This window comes from Bradyrhizobium sp. SZCCT0153 (genome assembly GCF_018129995.1).
Taxonomy (GTDB): domain Bacteria; phylum Pseudomonadota; class Alphaproteobacteria; order Rhizobiales; family Xanthobacteraceae; genus Bradyrhizobium; species Bradyrhizobium japonicum_G.
Genome location: NZ_JAFCKS010000002.1, coordinates 1,224,428 through 1,237,814, shown reverse-complemented (window position 1 = coordinate 1,237,814; position 13,387 = coordinate 1,224,428). Strand labels below are relative to the sequence as shown.

11 protein-coding genes are annotated in these 13,387 nt (G+C 65.1%); 4 read left to right on the top strand and 7 right to left on the bottom strand.

The features are described from left to right. Positions 1-2: 2 nt before the first annotated feature. From JQ572_RS13405 to JQ572_RS13395, 3 genes are all read right to left on the bottom strand, one after another. Positions 3-1,070, bottom strand: coding sequence for an enoyl-CoA hydratase/isomerase family protein (locus tag JQ572_RS13405; protein ID WP_211383463.1), 1,068 nt, complete (start codon positions 1,068-1,070; stop codon positions 3-5). Then, entirely contained in the window at positions 1,067-2,212 is a 1,146-nt protein-coding gene (locus tag JQ572_RS13400; protein WP_211383462.1) for an isobutyryl-CoA dehydrogenase, read from the bottom strand. The genes JQ572_RS13405 and JQ572_RS13400 overlap by 4 nt, the downstream gene beginning before the upstream one ends. 117 nt (positions 2,213-2,329) lie before the next feature. Beyond that, positions 2,330-3,826 carry a CoA-acylating methylmalonate-semialdehyde dehydrogenase gene (locus JQ572_RS13395; RefSeq protein WP_038946438.1) on the bottom strand — a complete coding sequence of 499 codons (1,497 nt, stop codon included), beginning with the start codon at positions 3,824-3,826 and terminating at the stop codon, positions 2,330-2,332. Positions 3,827-3,927: 101 nt separating this feature from the next. On the opposite strand from JQ572_RS13395, the gene JQ572_RS13390 reads away from it, so the two are divergent. After that, on the top strand, positions 3,928-4,836 hold the full coding sequence (locus JQ572_RS13390) for a LysR family transcriptional regulator (RefSeq protein ID WP_211383461.1): 909 nt from the start codon (positions 3,928-3,930) through the stop codon (positions 4,834-4,836). 3 nt (positions 4,837-4,839) lie between these two features. Here the strand turns inward: JQ572_RS13390 and JQ572_RS13385 are convergent, their stop codons facing one another. Further along, positions 4,840-5,460: a TetR/AcrR family transcriptional regulator gene (locus JQ572_RS13385; protein WP_211383460.1), complete on the bottom strand. Its 621-nt coding sequence runs from the start codon at positions 5,458-5,460 to the stop codon at positions 4,840-4,842. Positions 5,461-5,519: 59 nt separating this feature from the next. Further along, positions 5,520-6,059 (bottom strand): PaaI family thioesterase, encoded by a 540-nt coding sequence (locus JQ572_RS13380; RefSeq protein ID WP_211383459.1) that lies wholly within the window; start codon positions 6,057-6,059, stop codon positions 5,520-5,522. A 153-nt stretch (positions 6,060-6,212) separates the two neighbouring features. Here JQ572_RS13380 and JQ572_RS13375 point away from each other — a divergent pair, with 153 nt between their 5' ends. From JQ572_RS13375 to JQ572_RS13365, 3 genes are all read left to right on the top strand, one after another. Further along, positions 6,213-6,983: an enoyl-CoA hydratase gene (locus tag JQ572_RS13375; RefSeq protein ID WP_211383458.1), complete on the top strand. Its 771-nt coding sequence runs from the start codon at positions 6,213-6,215 to the stop codon at positions 6,981-6,983. Between the two features lie 130 nt (positions 6,984-7,113). Then, positions 7,114-8,310: an acetyl-CoA C-acyltransferase gene (locus JQ572_RS13370; RefSeq protein ID WP_211383457.1), complete on the top strand. Its 1,197-nt coding sequence runs from the start codon at positions 7,114-7,116 to the stop codon at positions 8,308-8,310. Positions 8,311-8,419: 109 nt separating this feature from the next. Then, positions 8,420-9,715 (top strand): MFS transporter, encoded by a 1,296-nt coding sequence (locus tag JQ572_RS13365; RefSeq protein WP_211383456.1) that lies wholly within the window; start codon positions 8,420-8,422, stop codon positions 9,713-9,715. Between the two features lie 420 nt (positions 9,716-10,135). On the opposite strand, the gene JQ572_RS13360 is transcribed toward JQ572_RS13365, so the two are convergent. Both JQ572_RS13360 and JQ572_RS13355 read right to left on the bottom strand, forming a co-directional pair. Beyond that, on the bottom strand, positions 10,136-11,842 hold the full coding sequence (locus tag JQ572_RS13360; protein WP_211383455.1) for a response regulator: 1,707 nt from the start codon (positions 11,840-11,842) through the stop codon (positions 10,136-10,138). Further along, positions 11,839-13,353 (bottom strand): ATPase domain-containing protein, encoded by a 1,515-nt coding sequence (locus JQ572_RS13355; protein ID WP_211383454.1) that lies wholly within the window; start codon positions 13,351-13,353, stop codon positions 11,839-11,841. The genes JQ572_RS13360 and JQ572_RS13355 overlap by 4 nt, the downstream gene beginning before the upstream one ends. Positions 13,354-13,387 lie beyond the last annotated feature (34 nt).

Sequence of the window (13,387 nt, the reverse complement as noted above, 5' to 3'; positions counted from 1 at the left end):
TGTTAATTGAACTTGAGTTCGTCGGCGCCGATCTCGGCAAGATACGGCGCAAGCATCCCGGGCGTCACATCCTCGATGCGCGGCGGCGACCAGGTCGGATTGCGGTCCTTGTCGATCACGGCGGCACGGACGCCCTCGCGAAAATCGTCGCTGCGGAAGACCTCCAGCGCGGCGCGATATTCACGCACCAGACATTCCTCCAGGCTCGAGGCGGCGCGCGCCAGCCGCAGCAGCTTCAGCGTCACCACCATGCCGCGCGGCGATTTCTCGTTCAACGTCTTCAGCGTGACCTGCGCGAACTCCGACCCGTCGCGTTTGAGCGCAGCGAAGATGTCCTCCATGCGGTCGAAACCGAACAATGCGTCGATCGCCGGCTCCTTGGCAGCGACCGGCCCTGCAGTCTCGCCGGTCGCAAAACCGTTGATGAGCTTGGTGAGTTCGGCCGCTGTTGCACCCGTTCGAACCCTGGTCAGCGCCTCACGCAGCACCGGCCACTTGGCCGCCGGCACCACGGCGTCGGCGAACCTGGCGTGGATCGCGTCTGGCCCATTCATGGTCTGGCCGGTCAGGCCAAAATAAGTGCCGATCTCGCCGGGCGAGCGCGACAGCAGCCAGGTGCCGCCAACGTCCGGGAAGAAGCCCAGCCCGACCTCGGGCATCGCGAGCCTGGTGCGATCGGTGACGATTCGGTGGCTGGCATGGCCGGAGAGGCCGACGCCGCCGCCCATCACGAGGCCGTCCATGAACGCGACATAGGGCTTCGGAAATCTCGCGATCCGCGCATTCATGACGTATTCCTGGCGCCAGAACCGCGCGCCGAGGTCGCCACCTTCGCGCGAGCTCTCCCAGAGCCCGCGGACGTCGCCGCCGGCGCAGAGGCCGCGCTCGCCCGCGCCTTCCAGCACGATCACCGCGACTTCTGGATCGGTCTCGAACCGATCGAGCGCCGCGTCGATGCCGATGGACATCTCCAGCGTCATGGCGTTGAGCGCCTTGGGCCGGTTGAGCCGGATCACGCCCGCCGCGCCCTCGCGGCGAACGATGAGGTCGCCCTCCTCCACCGCCGTCATCGCGCCCCCTCGATCAGTTTGCGCGCCACGATGAGCCGCATGATTTCATTGGTGCCTTCGAGGATCTGGTGCACGCGCAGATCGCGCACGATCTTCTCGATGCCGTATTCGCTGAGGTAACCGTAGCCGCCGTGAAGCTGCAGCGCCTGGTTGGCCACCTCGAAACCGGCATCGGTGCCGAACCGCTTGGCCATCGCGCAGAGCATGGTGGCGTCGGGGTCCTTGCGATCCAGCGCCGCCGCGGCACGCCACAGGAAGGTGCGGGCGGCCTCGAGCTCGATTGCCATGTCGGCGAGCTTGAATTGGAGCGCCTGGAATTCGTCGAGACGTTTTCCGAACGCCTTGCGCTCCTTCATGTAGGCGCGCGCCTTGTCGAGCGCGGTCTGCGCGCCACCAAGCGAGCAAGCCGTGATGTTGAGGCGACCGCCGTCGAGGCCGGCCATCGCGATCTTGAAACCGACGCCCTCCTCGCTCAACCGATTGGCCACCGGCACGCGGGCGTTCTCGAAGATCACGGCGCGGGTTGGCTGCGCATTCCAGCCCATCTTGCGCTCGTTGGCGCCGAACGACACGCCCGACGTGTTGCCGTCGATGACGAGGGTCGAGATGCCGCCGGGGCCGTCGCCGCCGGTGCGGACCATCGCGACCAAAAGGTCGGTGCCGCCGGCGCCGGAGATGAACTGCTTCTGACCGTTGAGGACGTAGTGATCGCCCTCGCGCACCGCGCGGGTGCGCAGCGCCGCCGCGTCCGAGCCCGCGCCCGGCTCGGTCAGGCAGTAGCTCGCGATCAGCTCCATGGTGCAGAGCTTTGGCAGCCATGTGTGGCGCTGGGTGTCGCTGCCATAAGCATCGATCATCCAGGACGCCATGTTGTGGATGGAGATGAAGGCCGAGGTGGTCGGACAGCCTGTCGCCAGCGCCTCGAAAATCAGCGCCGCGTCGAACCGGGTCATGGCGGAGCCGCCGACGTCGTCGCGGATGTAGATGCCGCCCATGCCGAGGGTTGCGGCCTCGCGCATCACGTCGACGGGGAAATGCTTCTCCTCGTCCCAGCGCAGCGCGTGCGGCGCGATCTTTTCCACCGCAAACGCCAGCGCCATGTCACGAACCGCGACCTGATCCTCGTTCAGAGCGAACTGCATGCTGGGCTGCTCATATTTTCTCGTCATTGCGAGCGACGCGAAGCAATCCAGACTTCCTCCGCGGAAAGACGCTGGATTGCTTCGTCGCTACGCTCCTCGCAATGACGGCCGAGGGGATCACTTCATCAGCGGGATCGAGAACTCCGCACCTTCCTTGACGCCGGACGGCCAGCGCGAGGTCACCGTCTTGGTCTTGGTGTAGAAGCGGACCGAGTCGGGACCGTGCTGATTGAGATCGCCAAAGCCCGACTTCTTCCAGCCGCCGAAGGTGTAATAGGCGATCGGCACCGGGATCGGCACGTTGATGCCGACCATGCCGACATTGACCTTGGCCGCGAAGTCGCGCGCGGCGTCGCCGTCGCGGGTGAAGATGGCAACGCCGTTGCCGTAGTCATGTTCAGATGGCAGCGCCAGCGCTTCCTTGTAGTCGTGCGCGCGCACGACCGAGAGCACCGGGCCGAAGATCTCTTCCTTGTAGATCCGCATGTCCTTGGTGACGTTGTCGAACAGCGAGCCGCCGAGATAGAAGCCGTTCTCGTAGCCCTGCATCTTGAAGCCACGGCCATCGACAGCAAGCGTGGCGCCTTCCTTGATGCCGATATCGATGTAGCCCTTGACCTTCTCGACCGCCTCGCGCGTCACCAGCGGGCCGTAGTCGGCCGACGGATCGATCGAGGTGCCGATCTTGAGCGACTCGACGCGCGGGATCAGCTTTTCCATCAGGCGGTCGGCGGTGGACTTGCCGACGGGGACCGCGACGGACACGGCCATGCAGCGTTCGCCGGCGGAGCCGTAGCCCGCACCGATCAGCGCGTCGACGGCCTGGTCCATGTCGGCGTCCGGCATGATGATGGCGTGGTTCTTGGCGCCGCCAAAACACTGGCAGCGCTTGCCGGTCTGGGCGGCGCGCTCGTAGATGTACTGCGCGATCGGCGTCGAACCGACGAAGCCGACGGCCTTGATATCGGGATCGTCGAGGATCGCGTCGACCGCTTCCTTGTCACCGTTGACGACGTTGAGGATGCCGGCCGGCAGACCTGCCTCGATCATCAGTTCGGCCAGCAGCATCGGCACGCCGGGATCGCGCTCCGAGGGCTTCAGGATGAAGGCGTTGCCGCAGGCAATCGCCGGGGCGAACTTCCACATCGGGATCATCGCCGGGAAATTGAACGGGGTGATGCCGGCGACGACGCCGAGCGCCTGACGCATGGAATAGATGTCGATGCCGGGCCCGGCGCCTTCGGTGTACTCACCCTTCATCAGATGCGGGATGCCGCAGGCGAACTCGGCGACCTCGAGGCCGCGCTGGATGTCGCCCTTGGCGTCGGGAACGGTCTTGCCGTGCTCGCGGGCCAACAGCTCGGCGAGCTTGTCGTAGTCGCGCTGGACCAACTCGACGAATTTCATCATGACGCGGGCGCGGCGCTGCGGATTGGTCGCAGCCCATTCCGGCTGGGCGGCACGGGCATTCTCGACCGCGGCGCGGACCTCGGCCTTGGACGCCAGCGCCACCTTGGCCTGGACGTCACCGGTCATCGGCTCGAAAACGTCGGCGGTGCGGCCCGAGGTGCCCTTGACCTCCTTGCCACCGATGAAATGTCCGACTGAACGCATGGAATGATCTCCTTGAGGCGAGCTTGAACGCTTTGACAAATCCTATCGACCTGCATTTTATAGGATTCAAGTCTGAGATAATGCACCATAGATGTGCGAAAATGCTGGATCAAGGCGCTATCGATTGGGACGACTTCCGCTTCGTGCTGGCCATCGTGCGGGGCGGCTCGGTGTCGGCTGCGGCAAAACAGCTCGGCGTCGACCATGCCACCGTGATCCGCCGCGTCGACCGGCTGGAAAAGCACCTCTCGGCCAAGCTGTTTGACCGGCGGAAGACCGGCTATCTGCTGACCGAAGCCGGCCAGCGCGTCGCCGACAGCGCGGAAGCGATGGAATCGACCATCGTCGCCAACCAGGAGCAGGTCGGCGGCTCGGTGGCGCGGCTGACCGGCACGGTACGGATCGGCGCGCCCGACGGCTTCGGCACCGCGTTCCTGGCGCCGCGGCTGGCGCCCTTCGCCGACCGTTACCCGGACCTCGACCTGCAACTTGTGGCCACCGCCCGGCTGTTCAGCCTCTCCAAGCGCGAGGCCGATATCGCCATCAGCCTGACCATGCCGAAGGAAGGCCGCATCGTCGGCCGCAAGCTGCTCGACTACCGCCTCGGGCTCTATGCCGCGCCGGCCTATCTCGATCGCTTCCCGAAAATCACCTTGCGCGAGGCGCTGCCGCAGCACCGCTTCGTCGGCTATATCGAGGAACTCCTGTTCACGCCGGAGCTCGATTATCTGCCGCAGGTCTCGCCGCGGATTTCCGCGCGCTTGCGCAGCGCGAATCTGATCGCGCAGCTCAATGCCACGCTCGCCGGCTTCGGCATCGCGGTGCTGCCGCACTTCATGGCGGGCGACTATCCTCAGCTCGTGCCGGTGCTGGCGGACGAGGTCTCGATCACGCGGACGTTCTGGATGCTGATGCACGCCGACAGCAAGGATCTGGCGCGGATCAGAGCGGTGGCGGATTACATCGGCGAGATCGTGGAGCGCGACCGGGCGTTGTTTGCGGGACGATGAAGCCTAGTTCTGCTTCGCCTTCCTGGCAGTCGTCACCTTCGTCTCACGCCGCGCGCCGTCAAGCGCACTGTCCTTGCCCGTCTTCAGCACCTCGTCCGACAGTTCGCTCGATCCGGCGATTCGCGCGAGCAGCATGGTGCCGGCCATCGTCGCCAGGGTCGCGATCGCCTGCTTGCGTGCGGCCTTCCGCGGCAGATTGGGGATGAAATCGGTCATCATCTCGATCATCTCGTCGAGCTTGCCGGCAAAAGCCTTGCGCGTCTTCGGGCTCTCGCGGGCGATCTCGGCGCCGAGCGAGGGGATCGAGCAGCCATGGCCGGGATTGTCGCGGTGCAGCGCGGAGAGATAGCTCTCCGCGATCAGCGCCAACCGCTTGTCGGGAGCGGCCTCGCCGGTGAGCTTGCGCCAATGGTCCATGGAGCGATCCATGGCGTAGGCGAAAGCCTCGATCACCAGCGCCTCGCGGGAATCGAAATGGGCGTAGAAGCCGCCATGGGTCAGACCCGCCTCCTTCATGAGGTCGGCGACGCCGATGCCGTGAGCGCCCTTTTCGCGCAGCCGCACGGAGGCCTTCTTCACGATGCGATCGTGAGTTTCCTGCTTGTGTTCCCGGGAGTAGCGCATGCGGCTCTCATTGAATGTCGGAGGTCATCTAATAACATGGATATCGGCCAGACGGCGCATTAATTCCCGGTAAAATTGTTGCCGATCATGGAAAAGGTCGCCGTTGCGTGCACCGCAAGTGCCCCCTTACCGTCGCGGACGAAGCCCTCGGTGTAACTGGTCTGGCGTCCCAGCTTGATCACGTTGCCTTCGGCGGAGATCAGCCCGGACCGGACCGAGAGCGGGCGCAGGAAGGTCATTTTCAGGTCGAGGGTGACGGACCCCTGCCCGGACTCCAGCCTGGTCGAGATCGCACAACCCATGGCGGTATCGACGAGCGCGGCGGCTGTGGCCCCGTGCAGGAGGCCGATGGTGTTCTCGAGATCCTCGCGCGGCTCCAGTTCCATGACGATTCGGCCCGGCTCGACCACGGCCATGACGAAGCCGATCAGCTTCGCAAAGGGTGGCGGCGGCAGCCGGCCGTCGCGGATGCCCCGCATCGCGTCCATGCCCGACAGGCCCATCGCCACTTTCGCAACAGGCGCAGGCACCTGCCAGTCCACCACCCGCTCACGCCGGCCCGCAGGCGAAAACAGGTCGAGTTGATCGTTAGGGGTCATGGCGGCCTCTTTGTATGATTGACGTCATACTATGCTGCGGACTTCGCACTGGCAACTCCCGTCTCGTCCGCTTGACAAGCCGGGCGTTTCGGCCCGGAAGTGATCCCGACGGGTGCGCCTCGCGCTGGTCCACGAAACTTTCGAGATGCCACGATGGAAATGCTCAACAACCACTGCGGCGTGACGCGCGATGCGCGCGGCGTCATTCATGTCGCGATCTGCAACGCCGGTTCGCTGAACATTTTGGGCTCGCCCGTCACCGATGCGCTTCGCGAAGGCTTGCAGCAGCTCTCTTCCGATCGCAGCATCCGGGTTGTGGTGCTGCGCGGCCAGAGCGAGAAGAGCATGATCGGCGGCGCCGACATCAAGGAGATGGCTAGGCTCGACCAGAAGTCCGCCGAGACCTTCATCAGCCGCCTGCGCGACCTCTGCGAGGCCGTGCGCGCCTTCCCGGCCCCCATGATCGCACGCATGCCCGGCTGGTGCCTCGGCGGCGGGCTCGAGGTCGCGGCCGCCTGCGACTTCCGGATCGCGGCGCATGATGCGCATTTCGGCATGCCGGAGGTGCGCGTCGGTATTCCCTCTGTGATCCACGCCGCGCTGCTGCCGCGCCTGATCGGCTGGGCCCGCGCGCGCTGGCTGGTGATGACGGCGGAAAACATCGACGCGCCGACGGCGCTGGCCTGGGGACTGGTCGACAAGGTCGCGCCGGAGGGCGGGCTCGATGCCGAGGTCGAGCACCTCGTAAATGCGTTGCTCGAATGCGGCCCCGAGGCGCTACGCTCGCAGAAGGCACTGCTGCGGCAGTGGGAGGAACTGCCGCTGACCGAGTCGGTGAACCTCAGCGTCAAGGTGTTCGGCGAGTCGTTCCTGACGGACGAGCCGACGCGGCTGATGCAGGCATTTGTGAACCGGAAGCGGTAGGGCCGCCTCCTCCGTTCGAACGAGCAATTCTCATCCGAACCACGACAATTTCTCATGCCGGGCGCAGTTGCATTTTTTGCGTCGCATCATATGATGATCATAATCCAACATCATCGCAGGGAATTTCGTCATGGCCGAAGCTGCCGATCCCGTCGTCATCGTCTCCGCCGCCCGCACCCCGCTCGGCCGCTTCATGGGCGAATTGTCGCCGCTGGCCGCCCACAAGCTCGGATCGCATGTGATCGGCGCCGCGCTCGAACGCGCCAGGCTTTCGCCGGAAAAAGTCGACGAGGTCTTCATGGGCTGCGTTCTTCCCGCCGGTCAGGGTCAGGCCCCGGCGCGCCAGGCTGCCCGCGCGGCCGGCCTGCCCGACGCCACCGGCGCGACCACCGTCAACAAGGTCTGCGGCTCCGGCATGAAGGCGACCATGCTGGCGCACGACATCATCCGCGCCGGCTCGGCGGAGATCGTCGTCTCCGGCGGCATGGAGAGCATGAGCAACGCACCATATCTCCTTGCGAAGGCGCGTGGCGGCTATCGCGCCGGCCACGACCGCATCATCGACCACATGATGATGGACGGGCTGGAGGACGCCTACGAGACCGGCCGCTCTATGGGCGATTTCGGCGAGGCCACTGCAGAGGCCTATCAGTTTACCCGCAAGGACCAGGACGCCTACGCGATGGAGACGCTGAGCCGCGCGCGCAAGGCGGTCGAGGGCGGTGCGTTCAAGGCGGAGATCGCGCCGATCACGCTGAGCGAGAAAGCAGGTCCTCGCATCATCGCCAATGACGAGCATCCACTGAAGGTCGATCCTGCAAAGATCCCCGGGCTGAAGCCGGCGTTCCGCGCCAATGGCACCATCACGCCAGCGGCTTCTTCTGCCAATGCCGACGGCGCCGCCGCGCTGGTGCTGGCGAAACGCTCGCTTGCGGATCGCAGCGGCCTGCCGGCTCTGGCCGAGATCAAGGGCCATGCCACCCACAGCCAGGAGCCGCAATGGTTCACCACGGCGCCGATCCCGGCGATCCGCAAGCTGCTCGACAAGATCGGCTGGAGTGCCGGTGACGTCGATCTGTTCGAGATCAACGAAGCCTTCGCCGTAGTGGCGATGGCGGCACAACGCGACCTCGGCATCCCCCGCGACAAGCTCAACGTCAACGGCGGCGCCTGCGCGCTCGGCCACCCCATCGGCGCCACCGGCGCGCGGCTGATCGTGACGCTGCTGCACGCGCTCGAGGCGCAAAACCTCAAGCGCGGCGTCGCGGCGCTCTGCATCGGCGGCGGCGAAGCCACCGCGATCGCGGTGGAGCGTTTGCCGCACTGACGTAAAGTCTGAAAATGAGGGAACTCTGTCATTTCCGACAGACGACTCCCGTGCCATTCTGCAACCTCACGCGGGTGTTTCGAAGCCCGCCAATCAACGTTGAGGCCCGATGATCTCGAACTGGCTCGCGGCAGCACTCGGCCGCCGCAATATCCACTACGGCTGGGTGATGGTCGGCATCACCTTCCTCACCGCGCTGATCAGCGCTGGCACGGTCGGCGCGCCCGGCGTGTTCATCGTTCCGCTCCAGCAGGAGTTCGGCTGGAGCACGGCGGAGATCTCCTCCGCGCTGTCGATCCGATTCATCCTGTTCGGACTGATGGCGCCGTTCGCCGCAGCGCTCTTGAACCGCTACGGCCTGCGCAACGTGACGCTCACCGCGCAGCTCATCGTGGTCTCGGCGCTGGTGCTCTCGCTCGGCATGACCCAGGTCTGGCAGCTCGTCGCGCTGTGGGGCGTGGTGATCGGCATCGGCACCGGCATGACCGCGCTGGTGCTTGGCGCGACCATCGCGACGCGATGGTTCGCGGCGCGGCGCGGCTTGGTCGTCGGCATCATGACCGCGAGCGTCGCGACCGGCCAGCTGGTGTTCCTGCCGCTGCTCGCAAGCCTGACCGAACGTTTCGGCTGGCGGCTTGCGCTCGGCTTCGTCTGCATCGCGCTTGGCGTTTCCGCCCTCGCGGTCCTGCTCGCGATGCGCGATAGGCCGAGCGACGTCGGCCTGCGCCCGTTCGGCGACGAGGGCACCGCACCCCTGCCCGCGCCGCCGGCCAGCCACGGCTCGATCACGGGCGTGGCGCTCGGCACGCTGCGCGACGCCTCGAAGTCGAGCGCGTTCTGGGTTCTGTTCGCGACGTTCTTCGTCTGCGGTGCGTCCACCAACGGTCTCGTGCAGGTGCATCTGATCCCGATGTGTCTGGATTTCGGCATCCCGCAGGTGCAGGCCGCGGGCCTGCTGGCGGCGATGGGCATCTTCGACTTCTTCGGCACCATCATGTCGGGCTGGCTGTCGGACCGCTACGACAACCGCTACCTCTTGTTCTGGTATTACGGCCTGCGCGGGCTCTCGCTGATCTTCCTGCCGTTCAGCGACTTCTCGTTCTACGGCCTGTCGATCTTCGCGATGTTCTACGGGCTCGACTGGATCGCCACCGTGCCGCCCACGGTACGGCTCACCGCGCAGAAGTTCGGGCCCGAGCGTGCCAATCTGGTGTTCGGCTGGATCTTTGCCGGCCACCAGCTTGGCGCCGGCACCGCCGCCTTCGGCGCCGGTTTCTCGCGGACGGTCTATCAGAGCTACCTGCCCGCGTTCTTCATCGCCGGCGCGCTCTGCGTCTTCGCCTCGCTGATCGTGCTGACGCTGTCGCGACAGCCAAAGCCCGAGCCGAAGCCGGCAATGGCCTGAGCGACCACACCCACCGGGCCGGCGCGCCGGCTCGGTCCGCCGGACAAATGGAAATATCTCTGCGAAGCCCAGCCAATGCATCATCTTCTGGCGCGCATGCGCCGTCCGGTCGGCAGATCCTCTGGCGCCAACCTAGATGCGTTATGGCTTCGTCGAGGTGTACCTGCGCAACCGCTCGGCACACCAAACCGCAAAAATTGCAGCGAAAGACAGACAGAAAAATATGACCGTCCAAAGCATCGCGTTTGACGCGTTTGTCATGACGTCTCTCCCGGGTTTCCAACGAGACAGTCGCAGACAATTGGACGGGTGGTATTGTGTTAGATCAATTTGATCCAGGTACTCCTCGGCAGCGAACTCGTCCTCCGCCGGCAAAGCTGCCGATGGTCCCACGAGGCCCGGCGGCTATGCTCGGTTCGATCACGACGCACCCGAGCGTTTGGTTTCCGCGGCAATTCGAAAGTTCGAGCTGGCGGTGCCGAGTGCCGCGGCGAGTTCGTCGATGTGGTAGGGCTTCGGCAGGATCTGGACGCCGGCCATTTCGGCGTCGCGAACCGCGGCCTCGGCGTATCCGCTGGTCAGCAGGACCGGGATGTCGCTTCGCCTTCTCTTGATCTCCCGCGCAAGCTCGACGCCGTTCATGCCGCCCGGCATCATGACGTCGGAAAACACGAGATCGACGGAGCGGCCGTCCGCCAGAGCACCGAGAGCCGCCGCGGCGCTGGCCGCGCGCGTGACGTCGTAGCCGAGCTGCTCAAGCATCTCGCTGACCAGCGCGGCGACCTCGTCGTCGTCCTCGACGAGGAGAATCTGGCCATGATTGGCCTTCTTGGGCCGGGCCCTGTTCAGGTCGATGAGATGGCGTAAACCGGAAGGAATATTGTTGGATCGCGGCAGATAGAGCTCGATGCTAGTGCCCTCGTCGACCGTCGATTTTATGCGAACCATCCCGCGCGACTGCGTCGCAAATCCATGGACCTGGGCAAGCCCCAGGCCCGAACCCTTGCCGACATCCTTGGTCGTGAAGAACGGTTCGAAGACCCGGGCCAGGGTTTCGGGGCTCATGCCAACGCCGGTATCGACCACCGACAGACGAACGTAATCGCCCGCGATCTCACCCTCGTTCAGGCCGGCCAGGTTCTCGCCGCAAACAAGGATCGTGCCGCCGTTAGGCATCGCATCGCGGGCGTTGACCGCCAGGTTGAGGACGACCAGCTCGAGCTCTCCCGGATCGACCTCCACCGGCCAAAGGCCATCCGGAAAATCGAACTCGACGTGAACGTCGCCGCGCAGGCTGCGGTCGAGCAATTCGCGCATTCCGCCGATCTGCGCCGCGATGTCGACGGCCTCGGGCCGGAGCTTCTGCCGCCGCGAGAAAGCCAGAAGCTGCCTGGTGAGGCCGGCACCACGCTGCGCCGCCTGAACCATGCCTTCCAACAGTCGACGCCTCCGGTCAGGATCGGTCTGCCGGTCCAGCATATCCAGGCCGCCGGAGATCACCATCAGCAGATTGTTGAAGTCGTGAGCCACTCCGCCGGTCAACTGTCCAATGGCTTCGATCTTCTGGGCCTGACGAAGGGTCTCCTCGACGCGGGCGCGCTCTTCCATTTCGGTCCGCAGATGCTTGTTGGCCTCCTCGAGCGCGCCGGTGCGCTCGACCACGAGCTTCTCGAGCTGCTGAGCCGTCCGCTCGCGCGCCTGCAGCAAGGTTCGAATCTCATATTGCCGCCGGCGCGCCCGCATAGCGGACTGAACCGCGCTGGTCAGCGTGATCGGCTGAACCGGGCGCTCGAGCAGCGAGACGTTGCGGAGCGTCTCCACGATGCTGCGGCGCCAGGCCACCACCGCCGGCTGCTCGCGATGGCTGGTGAGGATGACGAACGGCAGGTCGGACCAGGGCGGCTGCCTCTCGATCCACTGTGCCAGCGGCTGGGTATCCTTCCCGAACAAGCCCTCCTCGGCCAGAAAGACCGCGCCCACGCCGGCGGACATCTCGCCGACCAGTTCAGGCAGGCTTCGACAATTGATCGCTTCAAGTGCCGAATTGCGGAACAGCTCGACCGATGCCGGTCCATCGCGGCCGATAGGAGCAAACACGAGGACGCAATGATCGCGGTTAGCGCTCATTCCGCCGGCCCTTCCGGTATCTCCGTGCCCGTGTATCGCGGATTGCCGGAGAAGATGCCGCTGAACCCTCTCAGCGGAGGACCGAGCGTGATGCCGGCGCCGCCGAGACGAAACTCGCGGATGGAATTTTCATGATTTCCGCTGCGCTTCTTCACGACCGAGAGGGCACGCCGCACCGTTCCGCTGACCTCGAAATAGCGCAGCATGAGCACGGCATCGCTCAAATAGCTGATATCGAGAGCCGTCTCCATCGGACCGACCAGCCCGTGCTGAGCGAGGATCAGGATCGTCAGCACGCCTTGTTGTGCAAGATAGCTCAGGAGCTCGTGCATCTGCAGGATGAGAAACCGCTCGTCCGGCATCGCGTTCAGATAGCCGTTCAGACTATCGATGATGACAATTCTGGCGTTGTCCCTTTCGACGCTCTTGCGCACGTTGGCGGCGAACTCCCCGGGGGAGAGCTCGGCGGGATCGATCTGTTGAAATCGGATGAGCCCCGACTGCAGATAGCCTTCAAGAGGGAGCCCAAGCGTTCGAGCCCGTGCTTCCACGGTCCCGCGACCTTCATCGAAGGCAAAGAACACGGCATGCTCACCGCGGTTTGCCGCCGCGATCGCATAGGTCAGCGCGAGAGACGATTTGCCGACACCGGCGGCGCCCAAGAGAAGCGCGCTGGTGCCGCGCTCGAGCCCTCCTCCCAGGAGCTGGTCGAGCTGCGCATTGCCGCTGGGCGTGAATTCGCCGACAAACGAGGCGTGATGTTCCGCCGCCACCAGACGCGGGAATATCCGCACGCCGCCCGCTTCGATCGTGAAATCGTGGAAGCCGCCGCGAAACCGGATGCCGCGCATCTTGATCACGCGAAGGCGCCGGCGCTCCGCGCCATAGTCGATGGCGAGCTGTTCGAGCATCACGACGCCATGGGCGATCGAATGGAGTTGCAAATCGTCCTGGGAGGACGAGAGGTCGTCGAGGAGGATGACCGTGCAATTGCGGTTGGTGAAAAAGTGCTTCAAGGCCAGAACCTGGCGCCGGTACCGGAGCGGGTTCTGCGCGAGGAGGCGCAGCTCGGACAGGCTGTCCAGCACCACGCGCGTGGGATTGATCCGCTCGACCTCCTTGAAGATCAGGCCGGTGGTTTCGCTCAGCTCCATTTCGGCGGGATGGAACACGGTGAGCTCGCGATCCGGATCGAGTGTCGTTTCCGGCGGCACCAGCTCGAAGATGTCGACGCCTTGCAGCGACCAGCCGTGGCGCCGCGCCACCAGCATCAGCTCACGCTTGGTTTCCGACAGGGAGACATAGAGCACGCGTTCACCACAACGGGCGCCCTCGAGGAGGAATTGAAGCGCCATGGTGGTCTTGCCCGAGCCGGGCCGACCCTCGTAGAGGTACATGCGATTGGGATCGAGCCCGCCATAGAGGATATTGTCGAGGCCGTCGCTGCCGGTCGAGATCCTGGGCAGATCACCGGCGTCGCTGGCCTGGGCCCCGCTCGATGGATCGATCATTGAACCCCCTGTTCCATCTCTACAAGGCGCGCTC